General features: G+C 38.1%; 9 protein-coding genes. 3 read left to right on the forward strand and 6 right to left on the reverse strand.

All coding sequences use genetic code 11. From position 1 onward, the window contains the following. The first annotated feature begins 52 nt into the window (after window positions 1-52). Together ACKPEB_RS14650 and ACKPEB_RS14655 are read left to right on the forward strand one after the other, a co-directional pair. Window positions 53-4,114 carry a PAS domain S-box protein gene (locus ACKPEB_RS14650; protein WP_408965662.1) on the forward strand — a complete coding sequence of 1,354 codons (4,062 nt, stop codon included), beginning with the start codon at window positions 53-55 and terminating at the stop codon, window positions 4,112-4,114. 3 nt (window positions 4,115-4,117) lie between these two features. Continuing rightward, the gene (locus ACKPEB_RS14655) at window positions 4,118-5,065 is read left to right on the forward strand and encodes a diguanylate cyclase (RefSeq protein WP_408965663.1); all 948 of its coding nucleotides are present in this window, start codon (window positions 4,118-4,120) and stop codon (window positions 5,063-5,065) included. A 7-nt stretch (window positions 5,066-5,072) separates the two neighbouring features. On the opposite strand, the gene ACKPEB_RS14660 is transcribed toward ACKPEB_RS14655, so the two are convergent. From ACKPEB_RS14660 to ACKPEB_RS14680, 5 genes are all read right to left on the reverse strand, one after another. Next, window positions 5,073-7,070, reverse strand: a complete 1,998-nt coding sequence (locus ACKPEB_RS14660) for an adenylate/guanylate cyclase domain-containing protein (protein ID WP_408965664.1) — start codon at window positions 7,068-7,070, stop codon at window positions 5,073-5,075. A 128-nt stretch (window positions 7,071-7,198) separates the two neighbouring features. After that, entirely contained in the window at window positions 7,199-7,879 is a 681-nt protein-coding gene (gene plsY, locus ACKPEB_RS14665; protein ID WP_408965665.1) for a glycerol-3-phosphate 1-O-acyltransferase PlsY, read from the reverse strand. A 163-nt stretch (window positions 7,880-8,042) separates the two neighbouring features. Further along, window positions 8,043-9,314, reverse strand: coding sequence for a DUF3086 domain-containing protein (locus ACKPEB_RS14670; protein WP_408965666.1), 1,272 nt, complete (start codon window positions 9,312-9,314; stop codon window positions 8,043-8,045). Window positions 9,315-9,565: 251 nt separating this feature from the next. Next, window positions 9,566-10,786: a hydrogenase gene (locus ACKPEB_RS14675; protein ID WP_408965667.1), complete on the reverse strand. Its 1,221-nt coding sequence runs from the start codon at window positions 10,784-10,786 to the stop codon at window positions 9,566-9,568. A gap of 57 nt (window positions 10,787-10,843) precedes the next feature. Then, window positions 10,844-11,458, reverse strand: coding sequence for a ribonuclease HII (locus tag ACKPEB_RS14680; protein WP_408965671.1), 615 nt, complete (start codon window positions 11,456-11,458; stop codon window positions 10,844-10,846). A gap of 151 nt (window positions 11,459-11,609) precedes the next feature. Between ACKPEB_RS14680 and bchH the strand changes: the two genes are divergently transcribed. After that, window positions 11,610-15,281 (forward strand): magnesium chelatase subunit H, encoded by a 3,672-nt coding sequence (gene bchH, locus ACKPEB_RS14685; protein WP_408965668.1) that lies wholly within the window; start codon window positions 11,610-11,612, stop codon window positions 15,279-15,281. Between the two features lie 67 nt (window positions 15,282-15,348). On the opposite strand, the gene ACKPEB_RS14690 is transcribed toward bchH, so the two are convergent. Further along, window positions 15,349-16,431, reverse strand: coding sequence for a radical SAM/SPASM domain-containing protein (locus ACKPEB_RS14690; protein ID WP_408965669.1), 1,083 nt, complete (start codon window positions 16,429-16,431; stop codon window positions 15,349-15,351). Window positions 16,432-16,720 lie beyond the last annotated feature (289 nt).

The raw sequence follows: 16,720 nt of genomic DNA on the forward strand, positions 1-16,720 counted from the left end.
TAAGTGGTGTAGATCACTGAATTGTTATTCCATAATAAAGGCAGAACAAGTTATGAGTCATCCGTTATTATTGATGAGTCCAAAAGCGTCGCTAAGACTTAAAGAACAAACACAAAAACATCAACTTTTAACGGATACTGCTTTACGAATTCGAGCTTCTTTAAGTTTAGATCTGATTTTGAAAACAACGGTGACAGAAGTTCAGCAATTGTTAGAATGCGATCGAGTAATGATTGAAAAATTTGAAGCCGATGGTTGTCGAACAATCATTTTTGAATCTTTAGAAAAACCTCAATACTCACTTTTGGATTCTGGGGTCATCTATCGCAATTCTAATTCAGATTTAGCTGTTGAAATTCGATTAGAAAACCAGCTATGGGGTAGATTGGTGGCTCAAAATTTTAGTATCATTCGACCCTGGGAACCTGAAGAAACAGAATTTTTAGAAAATTTATCAGTTCATATAGCTTTAGGAATTCAACAAGCTACGTTACTCGAACAAGTGCAAAAAGCTAATCGAGAATTAGAAGTTAAAATTCAAGAACGCACGGCTGAATTAAAACAAACTAATGAACGCTTAAGGCAAGAATTAGATCGAAGTCAAGAAACCCAATCTGCTTTCAAAGAACAACAAGAAATTCTGAATAGTTTTTATAATTGTTCTCCAATGATGATGGGTGTTGTTGAACTATTTGCAACGGATGTTTTACATCTTTCAGTCAATTTAGCAACCGCTCAATTTTTAGGGAAAACAAGTGAGGAAATTTCCCATAAATTTGTTAGTCAAATCGGTATAAATAATCCTCTGCTTCAAGATTGGATGAATCATTATCGAGAAAGTCAACGTTTAGGAAAACCTGTCAAATTTGAGTTTCAATATGATCAACCTGATGGGAAAAAGAAATGGTTATCAGCAACGGTGTCTTATATTGGTTTATCAGAAAACAATCGTCCTCGGTTTTCTTATATTGTTGAAGATATTAGCGATCGCAAATATTATGAAGAATCCCTCAGACGATATGAACGAATTGTGGCGATGACGGCGGATGCAATTTGTTTACTCGATCAAAACTATATTTATCAAATTGCCAATCCGGCTTACTCAAAACTGATTAATCAACCGATAGAAGCCATTATGGGTTATTCTGTGGCTGACGCTTTAGGGATTGAAGTTTTTGAGAAAACGATCAAACCTGCTTTGGATCAATGTTTAACAGGGAAAATCGTTCAAAATGATGTATGGGTGGATCTGGATACTGTTGGAAAACGCTATTTAAGGCGCTGCTATATCCCTTATTTAGATGAACAAAATAATATCTGTGGAATTCTAGCTAGTATGCAAGATTTAACGGATCTAAAAGAAGCTGAAAATGCACTTAAACACAATCAAGAACTGTTTTCTTTAACTGTAGAACACGCTCCTGATGTGTTCGTAATCTATGATTCAGAACGTCGATTTGAATATGTTAATCAACGAACATCGGAATGTACTAAAATTCCCATCGAACGCTTTATTGGTCATCGAGATGAGGATGTTTATCCGCCCGAATTGTATTCTAAATATCTCCCATTATTGCATCAGGCAATTGCTACAAAAACGGTGCAAATTGGAGAATTTACCCTGCAACTAGGAGAATTAGAACCTTATATAGTAATTATTAAATATGTTCCGCTTTTAGGTGAAAATGGAGAAGTTCAACAAATTTTAGGAATGACCTTTGATATTGCTGAACGCAAACGAATAGAGGAAACATTACGCAAAAAAGAAGCACAGTTAAAAGCGGTTGCTGATAATATTCCAGGGGCAATTTATACCTATATACAACCTCCAGATGGTTCAAATTTTATTGAATATATTAGTGATGGTTGTGCTGAACTATTTGGCTTGAGCGCCAACGAATTAATCAATAATCATCAACCGTTAAAAGCAGGGTTTCATCCCGAAGATTACCAGAAATATAAAACAGCAATTTCAAGGAGTGCAGCGACCCTGAGCCCACTGTATTATCAGTTTCGATATCAAATGCCCAATGGTGCTTTAAAATGGGTGGAAGAAGTCTCCCGTCCTGAATGTCGAGACAATGGAGATATTGCTTGGCAAGGTGTGCTTTTAGATGTGAGCGATCGCAAAAAAGCTGAATTAGAATTAAGAGAAACCAGTGATCGGTTAAACTTCTTACTCAATTATTCTCCCGTTGTTATTTTAAGTTGTTACCCAGAAGGCAATTATCCCATTAGCTTTATTAGTGAAAATGTTAAGGAGATTTTTGGATATGAACCGCAAATTTTTTTAGAAGATTCTAGCTTTTGGATTCAGCATCTTCATCCTGATGATGTAGACCGAGTTTTAACCAACTTAACCACTAAATTTACCGGAGATTTTTATACCCATGAATATCGCTGGTTAAAAGCCGATGGCACCTATAGTTGGTTTTTTACTCAGTTAAGAAAAATTCGAGATGAAGTGGGAAATGTTGTGGAAATGCTGGGATATTTAATTGAAATTACGGATCGCAAAGTTTTAGAACAAGAATTAGCCAGTTTACTTGAACAAGAAACCTGTCGCAGTCAAGAACTTAGCCAAAAAAATATCGCTCTCGAACAAGCTCGACGGGAAGCAGAAATGGCAAACCAAGCTAAAAGTGAATTTTTGGCTAATATGAGTCATGAAATTCGTACACCCATGAATGCAATTTTAGGATTTACGGATTTGTTACAACCCGTGATTCATGAGCCTAGAGCACTTTCTTATTTAAACACTGTCAGTAATGCAGGTCGAACCTTACTAGCCTTAATTAATGATATTCTGGATCTATCTAAAATTGAGGCAGGAAAGCTAGAACTGGATTATATCCCCGTTAACTTGCGGGTACTGATTCAAGAAATGCAACAAATTTTTCAGTACAAAGCGGCAGAAAAAGGATTAATTTTACAGATCAAAATTGATGATCATGTTCCCGAATTGATTTATATTGATGAAATCCGATTACGTCAAATTCTGTTTAACGTTGTCGGGAACGCCATCAAGTTTACGGAACAGGGATCTATTACTCTCTCGGCCCGTAGTCAATCCTATTATGCTTTTAACGGCGAAAAAATTTGGTTAGAAATTACCATTGAGGATACAGGAATTGGGATTGCACCTCATCAGCAGACTCGTATTTTTGAAACCTTCGTTCAAAGTTCCGGACAAAGTAATCGTAAGTATGGAGGAACAGGTTTAGGATTGGCCATTACTCAACGTTTAACTCAAATGATGGGGGGGACAGTATTGCTTCAAAGCCAATTGAAACGAGGTAGTATTTTTACCTTTGTATTTCCAGAAATTTCTGTGGTAACCAAGCCGATTTCCTTAAAATTAAATTCCTATCAAGATCGCAATCTGAATCAATTTAAGCCGAGTACAATTTTAGCAGTGGATGATGTAGCTTCAAATCAAGAATTAATTCAAGGATACTTTGCAGATAGTCATCATTTATTATTTTTAGCCAGTGATGGAAAACAAGCAATTCAGATGGCGAAGGTTCATCAACCTGATCTAATTTTCCTAGATTTAAGAATGCCAGACATGAATGGACATGAAGTCGCTCAAGTGCTCAAGCAAGATGAAAAAACCCGGCAAATTCCGATCATTATTTTAACGGCATCTTGTCACAATCAAGAAGAGGTAGAAGTCAAATCTCTTGACCAAGGATTTCTGCGCAAACCGATTAGCTTACCGCAATTAGTCGCCGAAATGAAACAATATTTACCTCAAGCTGATCCTGAAAACTCGACTCAGTTATTGCCAGAAAAACCAACGCAAGAAATTGTCGCACCTCCCCAATTAATCCCTGGAACTGTGAACGGTCAAGAACTGCTATTCAAACTCCAGCAAGAAGAAGAACAGGTTTGGAATTCTTTACGGAAAACCTTAAAAACTAGAGAGTTACAGCATTTTGTTCAACGCTTATCAACTTGGGGGCAACAATATCAATATCAACCGTTATTAAATTATGTAGAAACCTTAGAAAGCCAATTAGAAGCTTTTGATTGGGATCATATTCCTGAAACAGTTGAGTCTTTTCCGAATATCCGAAAAACTTTAACACTTTCTGAACACGAAGGATTTTAATTAATGCAACTCAATACATTGATACCGGAAAATTTCTTAATATTAATTGTCGATGATATTACCCATAACCTTAAATTAGTGGGTAAAATGCTTGATGATGCTGGATATAATACCACTTTTGCCACCAGTGGTTTACAAGCGTTTGAACGGATTAAAAACAATAAAACGGATTTAATTTTATTAGATTTAATGATGTCTGAAATGGATGGTTTAGAGGTTTGTAAGACCCTAAAAAATGATCCTCTCTTTCAAGATATTCCAATTATATTTCTCACCGCTAGTCATGAACAAGATCATTTAATTGATGCCTTTGAAGCCGGGGCTGTTGATTATATTACCAAACCTTATATTAAAAATGAATTATTAGCAAGGGTAAAAACTCACTTAACCTTAAAACACACCACCGATACTTTAAAAAATACCTTATTACAACTCGAACAGTTAGCTCAACTTGATCCCTTGACTCAAGTGTTAAATCGTCGTCGCTTTTTTGAAGTCGCTGAAGCCGAATTTGAGTCTTCAATTCAAGCCGGAAAAACCTTTTCTTTATTACTATTAGATTTAGATCATTTTAAAAAGATTAATCATGATTATGGTCATCTGATTGGGGATCATGCTTTAATACAGTTCACATCTGTGATTAGGAATAATATTAGAGATGTTGATCATTTTGGGCGCTATGGTGGGGAAGAATTTGTACTATTATTGCCTGAAACTACTCTGGAAGATGCCGTTAAAATGGCTCAAGAGATTTGCTATTTAATTTTTAATTTATCCATCCCTACAGAAAAAGGGAATTTACACATGACCGTGAGTATTGGGATCGCCATTTCTGATTCCCAGGATACCCGCATTGAGGATATTTTTGATCGGGCTGATCAATCTCTCTATCAAGCCAAAGCTCAACGACTTAATAGTTGTTGTGTTTGTCAATCTGGACAAGATATATAGAAACATTTTATTTCTTTCCAACTAACCAATAGGTCATCATTTCTCCCTTTCCTTTAATGGGAATTTTACCCCGTTTTTCAAAAATATATTGATTTTTAATTCGTTCATAAGTGGCTTCTGTGACTTGAATGCGTCCGGGTTCACCGGAAGATTCCATGCGAGAGGCAATATTAACCGCATCTCCCCATAAATCATAAATAAACTTTTTAATTCCAATCACACCTGCGACGACAGAACCCGTATTAATTCCAATTCTAATTTGAAATTTAGATCCGATATTAAATCTTTCTAAAGGTGCTTGAAATTGAGATAAAGCAGCTTGCATTTCTAAAGCCATATCGGCGATCGCTTCTGCATGATTCAGTTTAGGTAACGGTAAACCTCCGACCACCATATAAGCATCCCCAATGGTTTTAATTTTTTCTAATCCATGTTGTTCTGCTAAATGATCAAAAATCGAGAACATTTCATTAAGAAGACTGACTAATTCTATCGGAGGAACTTGAGACGAAAGCGGGGTAAATCCCACAATATCGGCAAATAATATCGTAACTTCTTCAATGGCTGATGCGATGGCTTTTGTATCTTGTTTAAGTTGTTCTGCAATGGCTTCGGGTAAAATATTTAATAATAATTGTTCTGAACGTTCTTTCTCTAACCTTAAATCTGCCGTTCGTTCTTCCACTCGTTGTTCTAATTCGGCATTGTTTTTTTCTAACTCGTTAAAAGAGGTTTTTAACTGTTGAGTCATTGTATTAAAAGAATTCGCTAAAATGCTTAATTCTTGAATCGGTTCTACCGGAATTTGTTGATCGAGTTCTCCACCTGCGATCGCTTGACTCGCTTGACTCAGACGTAAAATTGGGGTACTAATCCAACGGGAGGTATAAATTCCAAATAATGTAGCGAATAATAATGCCACTAAACATAATAAAATAGTCGTTTGAGTATTGGCATTAATTTCTGCCATAAAATCGCTTTCTGGAACCACAACAACAATTAACCAATTAATTCCTCGACTATCCGATAGGGGGGTGACTTGTAAATATTGTTGTTTCCCGTTCAGATCAAAAGTAAGTTGAGTCGGTTGTTGAATTTGATCTAAATTAACAAAAGATTTTAGTAAATAACGAGCGGTAGCTTGAGTTAACGGATTGCTACTATTAACCGCTTGAATTCGTTCCGTTTCCTTCTCTTTCTGATGAACAATAAAGGTTTCTTCTAAGGTAGATGTTGCTACTAAATACCCGTTTTTTCCCATGACAAAGGTTTGTCCGGTTTTGCCAATTTTTAAGTTATTGAGAAATTGACTAATGCGTTCTAAAGTTAAATCGGTACTCGCTACCCCTAACAGTTGTTTTTTTTGATTATAAATCGGTTGATTAGCCGAAATCACAAGGACTCTGGAACCGAAATAAGCATAAATTTCACTCCAAACGGGTTTTCCTGCTTTCACTCCGGCTTCATACCAAGGACGAACTCTGGGGTCATAATTTTTTCGTACACTTAATAATTGACTGCGATCGCCTTGATTATTCGTTAACCATTTTTCAAATTTTCCGGCGGTTCTTTGATCAACAATATCAAATTCAATGGTGCCATCATCGTTGCGATTGGCTCCAATATAATAGCCATTTTGCAATCCAATTCCAATATAACTGGTGGTTTTAAATTGTTTTAATTGATTCCACAGATACCGTTCCATCAAGGATGTATTATTGAGATTAATTAATCCCATTTTTAAGGTATCAACATTGATTTGATTGACAATATGAGGCGTTTCTAAATAAGTATTGAGTTCCTGTAAAATTCGGTTACTTAATTCAACTCGTAATTGAGTCGCTAAATCATTAACGGCGTTGGAACCATTGCGAAAAGATAACCATCCGGTTAATCCCACCGATGCAAAAATTTGGAGCAGAAACGGAACGACAAAAACAACCCGCAAGGATAGTTTAGGTGCGTTTGGATTGAATCGAAACAGACGAGATAGAGATGCCATCATAATACTCCCTGATTCCATAATCTGGATTCGCACCTGATCGCTGTTTGAACAGGAATAAGTTCTCTATCGAAAGATAGAATTTCAAAGGAGGGTTGACTTGATTTTAACCAAGAATTTTCAAGTTGAGTTCAAGATTCAACGGGGGTGGTTAATTTTTCGCCAACCCTCGGTTCTGTTCCTTTGAGAATCCGATCAATATTACTTCGATGTCGCCAAATCACATACAGTCCTCCCGCCAGCGCAAAAATTTGATAGGGTTGAGGTTCTCCGGTTGCTATCATTAAGATTGCAATGCCAATGGCTCCTGAAATCGAACTCAAGGAAACAATTCGAGAAATGGCTAAAACTAAGGCAAAAATTCCTAATGTTGCTAAGGCTAATTTCCAATCTAATGCTAACAAAATTCCTAAACTTGAAGCCACAGATTTTCCGCCTCTCCAACCAATCCAAATGGATTTTGTATGACCCAAAACAACAATTAATCCGGCTAAAACCGCAGTCCAATTTTGCCAAATATCAAGTTGCTGAATTCCGGCGGTTGTTGCGAGTTCAGCCATCACCGATAGGGAATAAACCCAAAACACCAGAAGAACAGCTAATGTTCCTTTTAAAATATCAATTGCTAAAACCAATAATGCGGGCAATTTTCCCAAGGTTCTGAGAATATTAGTAGCTCCTGTCGAACCGGAACCCTCCGCCAGAATATCAACATTATAAAACCAACGTCCAATGGCATATCCCGTTGGAATTGAACCTAAGAAATAAGCGATTACTAATAATCCTGTATTAATTAATAACCATTCAATCATGTTTAAACACCATTTAATAGAATTAGGGAACAGGGAACAGGGAACAGGGAACAGGGGGAGAAGGGGGAGCAGGGGGGGAATTATTAGCTTTTGAAGCCTGAAACCTGAAACCTGAAACCTGAAACCTGAAACCCGAAACCCGAAACCCATTAATTATTACTTTTTAAAACCGTTCAATCGGTTGTTGTTGTAGGGTTTGGGGATCGGGGGCGAAGGCTAACCAGAGGGGAAATTGCAGTAACGATAAACTAATTTTGTCTTCCATATCATCAATAATAATCAAAGGTAAGCGTCCTTCTTTCACCAAGCGATCCGCTTTTTGAGATAACACTTCCGGTTCTTCAAATAATACAATTCCTTGTTCTGGCCCAAAATCTCGGCGATCAATTCCTAAACAATCTTGTAATCCCCGTCGCCATTCTCCCAAACGTTCGGGACTATTGGCTAAAACTAAGGTTCTTAAGCGGTTTCCATACAAATTTCTCAGCACAGAAATTGTTGCTGAAGCGACCAAAATATTTTGTAAACGGCTTCCCATCGTGCGTAATGCACCCCGTCCCCCTTGGGTAAAGAACCAATTAGAAACTCGTTTGGCGTGGATGGGTTCAAAGGTGCGTCGTAATTGCCAAGGAGCACCATAATAATCGGGAGACGTGCGATATTGATCGAGGAGTTGGCGAATTCTCTGGGTTTGTTCCTGAAATCCTTGTTCTGAAAATTGAGGAATTGGGGGATTTGGGGAATTATCACCATTGTTACCCCGTCGGGGTGGGGAAGGTGGGGAAGGTGGGGAAGGTTGGGAAGAGGGGATCACCTCTGGTACAGGCGGTTGGGGAGGCGTTTCCGGTAACAATTCTAATTGTTCGGTCGTGGCGACTAAATCTTGTAAACTCCCGACTAAATAATCTTTAAATCCTTGTACCCGGATCGCGAGTTCTTGGGACACTCCGGCGAAAGTGGTTCGCATTTCTTTTTGAATGCGATCGCGACGCCGTTCGAGTTTTTCGACTTCAATTTGTAAGGTTTGTTTGCGTTGTTCTAATTGGTCGAGCGCCGAGGAGATTAATTTTCCCATCGACTGAGTTAAGGCTAATTGTTCCTGCTGCATTCGGGCGTTGGTCGCCTGTAATTCAGCAATTTTTTGTTGAAGTTCTTGTTCTTGACGCTGTAAGGTTTTCACCCGTTGACCTAACTCAGTGGTGACTTCTGCGATGGGTTCTGACACCAGACGTTCTGAGAGGGTTGGTGAAGTTGTGGGCGTTGCGACAGGTTCAGGGGTTGACAGGTCGTTAGTGTCCCAAGGGTCAGCAATGGGTGAAGGATTCATATTGCTAGGGTTCCCTCCAATTTCTGGATTAGAGGGTTCTGTGAAGGAAGAAGCATTCTCGCTTAGGGGGTCGTTTTGATCTCGGATTTGATTTTCTTCTGAATTCATGAACTTGACAGTGCCAGCTAAACACAAGGGGATGTGCTGAGTGTAAAGTATAGCTTTAATCTGTGCGGTTATTAGGGTGTTTAGATAGGTTTTTTACCCTGACCTGTTCAAGTGATTGTAGCATTAGTTGGCTCCACAAGCCGTTCAAGGACTATCATTCCTTGACCCACAATCAAAGAATGATAGCCCCCAATATTAATAATCTTTGGCTGATTTTTACCGAATTTGTTACCCAAGAAACGGTCTTAGGTTTATGATTTGGCTTCAATCCAAACTTTAATCCCTTCTACCCGTAGACCTTGACCTTTAGTTCCACAGTATTGACCGTTGGTACAAACGGGAACATCGCCTTTATTCTGGACATGGGCGGTATAGAAAACGGTGTAGTTTGTCGATTCTGGGCCAATGAGTTCAATGGCTAATCCTTCGATTTGTCGATTTTTACCTCGTTCTCCCACTAATTGACCTTCAGGAATCCAGGGGGTATCTCCAATGGTCGCGATATGAGCCATGTAGCGTAAACTTAAACCGGGAATGGCAGGATCAAGCTGGATTTGAAACGCTTCTAAACGCCGTCCTTGACCCCGTGTACCTGCATATTCTCTGGCGGTAAAGGTGCGATCGCCTAAACCTTGTAAATGCACTAAAAGTTTTAAATTTAGATTAGAAAGAGTGGCTTTTCCTTGGAATTTAGTCGTTAAGGGAGCCTTCCCAAAAACAATATTTTTCCCATCAATGGTTGGGGGTAATTTAGTTACATCAATACTGGGAACAATAATTAATTCTGGGTTAGCGGTTCCTTGGGGTTCATCCAAGATCACAATATCAGGAATCGGCGGTTTAGCTGTAGGAACTGCGGCGGTTTTTTGAACCATAAAATTAATTTTACCTCTGGAAATTGCTACCCCCAGAGATTTACCAAAGGCGGTGGTAATTTGTTCTTCTAAAACCGCCCATTGATTATCATCTAATTGGTCTTGTTTTTCCACTAAATTAACTAACGCGACTAACGGATGATTTCCTGTGGCTAATGCTTCCGCCACAGGATGCAATTCCGGGTTTTTTTGAGGAATAGATTGTTGCAATTCACGAGCTTGATTTTTTGCTGTTTGTAACGGTGCAAATTCCGCTTGTTCACTATGAGTTAAGGATAAAACCCGCTCTAAAATTGCTAAAGCTTGTAGGTGAGTTTTTTGATGTCCGGGTGTAGCCGTTAAGCTTTGTAATAAATTCTGTAACTGTTGTACAGAAGTGGCTTGACCAGCACCTTTTTGTCCTTGGGCGATGAATTTTTGTTGAATCTCGCTAAAGTCTTTAGAATAAGCAATCAGTTCATCAATTAAGGTTTTTGCAGGGGGAGTTCCTGCGGTTTTGAGATGTTGTGCCGCTTCAGCTAGAAGATTGCCTAAATTTGTATAGCGTTGAGATAATGCACTCAGTTGTTGTTTTAACGTTTCGTAAGTCGGTTCCACAAAGAATAATCCTCCTAGTTCAAAGTTTTAAGTCGCAGGGTTTAATCTTTCCTGGTTTTAATTGTACTCTAAAGGTAGGGATAATTGACAACAACTAAAGGATTGACGGTGTTGAGAAGTTATCCCATAATCTTGTATCGCTTGACGGTGTTTTACCGTTCCGTAACCTTTATTGCGCTTTAAATCATATTGGGGATATTTTTCAGATAAACGGATGATTAATTCATCTCGCCAAACTTTAGCAACAATACTCGCGGCTGCAATGGCCAAGGATGTACTATCGCCTTTAATAATCGTTTGTTGAGGAATGAATAATTGAGGGATGGTTTGATTTCCATCAATTAAACACAGTTCTGGGGTAGGATTTAACTTTAAAATAGCCCGTTTCATGGCTAATAATGTCGCTTGTAAAATATTAAAGCGATCAATTTCTCGCACAGAAGCCCAACCGATTTTACAATCAATCGCGATCGCTTTAATTTGGGTTGCTAATCGAGAACGCACCCCTGGCGTTAATTTTTTACTATCTTTAACCCCAGCATCGGTTAATTGGGCGATACCATCCTCCGATAAAATCACAGCAGCAGCCACCACCGGGCCAAATAAACAGCCTCTTCCCACTTCATCCACTCCCGCAATCAAAATCGGAGTTGAAGCCGCATCGTTGACCATTTTTTCAAAACTACGGAAAACCGATCGTTCAGATTTTACCACGATTCAACACCTATTGATTCTGGATTAGAGTATCAGCATTAAGGTTTCATTTGAGATTCGCTATAATAAAACACTAGACATAAAAACCAATCTTTTAATAAAAAAAATTATGAAACGAATTGTTTTGATTACTGGGTTTGAATCTTTTAATGCTGATTTATATCGAACCGCAGCCGAATTAGCCAGTGCTCGTTGTCCTGAATTAGAGATTTGTGTTTTTAGCGATCGCGCTATTTCTACTGAACCGGATATTGTCGCAGCCGCGTTAGAAAATGCTGATGTTTTATTTGCGAGTTTACTCTTTGATTATGATCAAGTTTTATGGTTACGAGAACGGGTGCAAAAAATTCCCATTCGCTTGGTATTTGAATCCGCTTTAGAATTAATGAGTTTAACGCAAATTGGCGCGTTTAAAATCGGCGATAAACCGAAAGGAATGCCCAAACCTGTACAATTTATTCTCAGTAAATTTTCCAGTGGTCGAGAAGAAGATAAACTCGCAGGATATATTAGTTTTCTCAAAACGGGGCCAAAATTATTAAAATTTGTTCCGGTTAAAAAAGTTCAAGACCTGCGTAACTGGTTAATTATATATGGGTATTGGAACGCAGGGGGAACCGAAAATGTCGCCGCTATGTTTTGGACAATTGCCACCCATTATTTAGGGTTAACCGTTGGTGAAATTCCGCCTCCAGTAGAAACCCCGAATATGGGATTATTACATCCTGATTATAACGGTTATTTTGAATCTCCAAAGGCTTATTTAGAGTGGTATCAACATCAATATCCAGAATCAATTAATTATCCGATTGTAGGGATTCTACTTTATCGCAAGCACGTCATTACTAAACAAGCTTATATTCCCCAATTAATTCGCTATTTTCAACAAGATAATTTAATCCCGTTGCCGATTTTTATTAATGGCGTTGAAGGTCATGTTGCGGTTAGAGATTGGATGACGACAACCGATGAATTAAACAACCGAGAACAGGGAAAAATAGAAACCTTATCTTTATCTAAAGAGGCTGTAAAGGTTGATGCGATTGTTTCAACTATTGGGTTTCCGTTAGTTGGAGGGCCAGCCGGATCAATGGAAGCCGGACGACAAGTGGAAATTGCTAAACAAATTTTAACAGTAAAAAACGTTCCTTATTTGATTGCAGCACCCCTATTAATTCAAGATTTACTATCATGGACTCGTCAAGGAATAGGCGGTTTACAAAGTGTGGTTTTATATGCTTTACCCGAATTAGATGGTGCTATTGATACGGTTCCGTTAGGGGGGTTAGTCGGAGAAAATATCTATTTAATTCCTGAGCGAGTTAAGCGGTTAATCGGACGAGTTAAAAGTTGGATTAAACTGCGACAAAAATCTCCAAAAGATCGAAAAATTGCAATGATTTTATATGGATTTCCCCCTGGATATGGTGCAACAGGAACCGCCGCTTTATTAAACGTTCCTAAAAGTTTGTTAAAGGTTTTGCAAGCTTTAAAAGCAGAAGGTTATACCGTTGGAGAGTTACCAGAAACGGGTGAAAGTATCATTCAGAAGGTTAAACAAGCGGATGAAAACTTAGAAGCAAAACAAAATTTTGTTTTTAACAATGGGTCGGTTATTTCTAATCAAGTTAATGTAGAAAAATTAGAAAAATGGTTAGGGTATTTACAACGAAGTCGAGTTGAAAAACAATGGAAATCCTTAACAGGAACAGGAATTAAAACTTTAGGAGAAGATTATCATATTGGAGGTATTCAATTCGGCAATATTTGGATCGGGGTGCAACCCCCTTTAGGGTTATCGGGTGATCCGATGCGGTTAATGTTTGAACGAGATTTAACCCCCCATCCTCAATATAATGCTTTTTATCAATGGTTACAAAAAGACTTTCAAGCTGATGCTATTGTCCATTTTGGAATGCACGGAACCGTTGAATGGTTGCCCGGTTCACCATTAGGAAATACGGGTTATTCTTGGTCAGATATTTTACTCGGAAATCTGCCTAATTTATATCTTTACGCTGCTAATAATCCCTCAGAATCGATTTTAGCTAAACGTCGAGGTTATGGGGTGTTAATTTCCTATAATGTCCCTCCCTATGGTCGAGCAGGACTATATAAACAATTAGTTTCTTTACGAGAATTAATAGCGGAATATCGAGAAGATCCGCAAAAAAATTCAACCCTTCAAGATGTAATTAGTCAGCAAATTGTTGATATGGGTTTAGAGGTCGATTGTCCCTTTGAGGAAGGAAAAAAATTAGGCATTGCTTTTACAATCGAAAACGCTCGATTATTTAGCGTCGAAGTTCTCTATAATTATTTTATCAAAATTTATGATTATTTGCAAGCATTAGAACAGCGATTATTTTCTTCAGGATTACATATTTTTGGAGAAAACCCAACGGAAGAGGAACTAACAACTTATCTTAATGCTTATTCCACAGAATCCATGAATGAGTTAACTCCAGAAACAGAAACTCAAATTCGAGGGTTATTGTTGCAAACTTCCGACGAATTAACTAATTTATTAAGGGGATTAAATGGAGAATATATTCCTCCTGCTCCCGGTGGAGATTTACTTCGAGATGGCCCAGGAGTGTTACCCACCGGACGCAATATTCATGCGTTAGATCCCTATCGAATGCCTTCGGCAGCAGCTTATTTAAGGGGACGAGAAATTGCTCAAAAAATTATAAATCAACAATTAGCAGAAACCGGGAATTATCCTGAAACAGTAGCGGTGATGTTATGGGGGTTAGATGCGATTAAAACACGGGGAGAATCATTAGGAATTATCTTAGAATTAGTTGGGGCGGAACCTGTTAAAGAAGGAACTGGGCGCATTGTTCGCTATGAGTTACAACCGTTAGAAAAAATTGGGCATCCTCGCATTGATATTTTAGCGAATTTATCGGGGATTTTTCGAGATAGTTTTGCTAATATTATTGAATTATTAGATGACTTATTTTTACGGGCAGCAAATATTGAAGAACCCGAAGACCAAAACTTTATTAGAAAACACGCCTTACAGTTGCGATCGCAAGGCATTGAAAATCCATCTGCCCGTTTATTTTCTAACCCATCGGGGGATTTTGGTTCATTAGTCAATGATCAAATTGTAGATGGAAATTGGGAATCAAAAGACGAATTAGCAGAAACTTGGAAAGGGCGAAATGTCTTTAGTTATGGTCGCCAAGATAAAGGACAAGCTCGACCCGAAGTGATGACTCAATTGTTAAAAACAATGGATAATATTGTGCAGGAAATTGATTCAGTTGAATATGGCTTAACGGATATTCAAGAATATTATGCGAATACGGGAGGATTAAAACGAGCAGCAGAACAACAAAAAGGTCAAAAAGTGAAAGCCAGTTTTGTTGAAAGTTTTTCTAAGGATACCACCCCTCGACAATTAGAAGATTTATTAAGAATTGAATATCGAACTAAATTATTAAATCCTAAATGGGCTGAAGCGATGGTCGATCAAGGAAGTGGTGGAGCTTATGAAATTTCTCAACGGATGACCGCCTTAATGGGTTGGGGAGGAACTACGAATTTCCAAGACAATTGGGTGTATGATCAAGCCGCTCAAACCTATGCGTTAGATGAAAAAATGGCGAAGCAATTAAGACAAGCAAACCCCGAAGCATTTCGTAATATTGTGGGTCGAATGTTAGAAGCGCAGGGTCGAGGATTTTGGGAAACCGATGCAGAAACCTTGGAAAAATTAAGATCCTTGTATGAATTAACAGAAGCCGACTTAGAAGGTGTAACCCTTTAAAATTGCTCAAAAACTGCTATAATCTACAAAGGTAGACTATAGCAGAGATTACAGAAGATTAATGGAGCTAATTTTGACGATTTGTTAATAACGTTAATCCCATTTTGACTTTATCCGCTAATGTTTTTTGGGATAAACAGGTGTAGAGGCAAAGGCGATCGCAATTGGTTGTTTGTTGACGTCGCTCTTGAGCTTCTTCTCCTTCCCAAATTTCCCGTGCACTTTGATGTTTAACGTTACCAATGGGAGGATAAAACCAGCAAACTTCTACATCTCCATTCGAGCGCATAAAATAGTTTCGTAAACCCACACGACAGGAACCAATACTAGCAGGTGCTTTTTCTTCCCGAAAATGAGCCGGCCACATTCGCAACAAAGATTCACTATTCATAATGGGAAGACCCTGGCGTTTTTGTTCAATTAAATTTTCAACAACCGTTTGCAATTCTTCCATACGATCTTCAGAAATCCAAAGTTCATCATAGGTTTCTGATGTCCAACGATCAACCGGTTGGAAATTAATCGCCGTTGCTCCCAATTGTTGCACCCATTCCGGCATTTGAGAAATAATATCCAAATTGTGAGCATGAACCGTTGATTTAATCATTACAGGAAAGGTTTGACCTTGAGCTTGTCGTTCTTCTAATAAAAATTGCAAATGTTTTTTGACTTTTTCTAAAGCACCAGAAACTCCTCGGACATAATCATGAATGTCAGAAATGTGAGCATCAATGGAAATATTGATATTAAAAGGATGGGCGGCAACCACTCGTTTAACAACAGATTCTGTTAAACAATAGGCATTCGTGGTCACTCCCCATTTAAGATGCTGTTGATCACAAAATTCTAAGAGATCGATAAATCCTTTTTTGATAAAGGGTTCACCCCCCGAAAACTCAATATGATAGGTGCCGATATAAGCTTTGAGAGAGAGTAGCGCGTTTTTCCACTGCTCAATAGTCATTTCTTCTTGATACTCTGATAATCGCCAGTATTCGCAATATCGACATTTAGAATTGCAGCGCTGATTAACAATTCCATAAATTACAATGGGTTTAGTCGTTTCCAAACCCGTTTTGAGGTATAATTCTTCTAGGAAGTCACTCCGAATATGCTTGACTGCAAGCTGCGCCAAGTTCCCTACTTTCATGGTTTGATTCCTTAAATTTTGGATATTATAAAAAAAGTTTTTTGATTTGCTTCGATGCTAATTTTTATTTTTTTAAATAAAAAAAATCTCATCAAAATTAACAATTCTTTAGAGATATAGGCAAATTTTTTTTCAATTTTAAAAATAGGGGGTTATGTAAAGATCAGAAGCCAGTTTTCATTTTCATCAAAGGACTGTAGATTCCAAAAGAAGATCAACCATCCTGAATGTTCACCTCAGCAGGGTTGATTTGTACTTGATATGGGAATCAAACGAAGATGATAAGCTA

Source organism: Planktothrix sp. (assembly GCF_046067725.1).
Taxonomy (GTDB): Bacteria; Cyanobacteriota; Cyanobacteriia; order Cyanobacteriales; family Microcoleaceae; genus Planktothrix.

What these genes read in the sequence shown, in the direction of transcription:
- ACKPEB_RS14650 (WP_408965662.1), top strand. Translation starts at nt 53, where the DNA reads ATGAGTCATCCGTTATTATTGATGAGTCCAAAAGCGTCGCTAAGACTT.
- ACKPEB_RS14655 (WP_408965663.1), top strand. Translation starts at nt 4,118, where the DNA reads ATGCAACTCAATACATTGATACCGGAAAATTTCTTAATATTAATTGTC.
- ACKPEB_RS14660 (WP_408965664.1), bottom strand. Translation starts at nt 7,070, where the DNA reads ATGATGGCATCTCTATCTCGTCTGTTTCGATTCAATCCAAACGCACCT.
- plsY (WP_408965665.1), bottom strand. Translation starts at nt 7,879, where the DNA reads ATGATTGAATGGTTATTAATTAATACAGGATTATTAGTAATCGCTTAT.
- ACKPEB_RS14670 (WP_408965666.1), bottom strand. Translation starts at nt 9,314, where the DNA reads ATGAATTCAGAAGAAAATCAAATCCGAGATCAAAACGACCCCCTAAGC.
- ACKPEB_RS14680 (WP_408965671.1), bottom strand. Translation starts at nt 11,458, where the DNA reads ATGGTCAACGATGCGGCTTCAACTCCGATTTTGATTGCGGGAGTGGAT.
- bchH (WP_408965668.1), top strand. Translation starts at nt 11,610, where the DNA reads ATGAAACGAATTGTTTTGATTACTGGGTTTGAATCTTTTAATGCTGAT.
- ACKPEB_RS14690 (WP_408965669.1), bottom strand. Translation starts at nt 16,431, where the DNA reads ATGAAAGTAGGGAACTTGGCGCAGCTTGCAGTCAAGCATATTCGGAGT.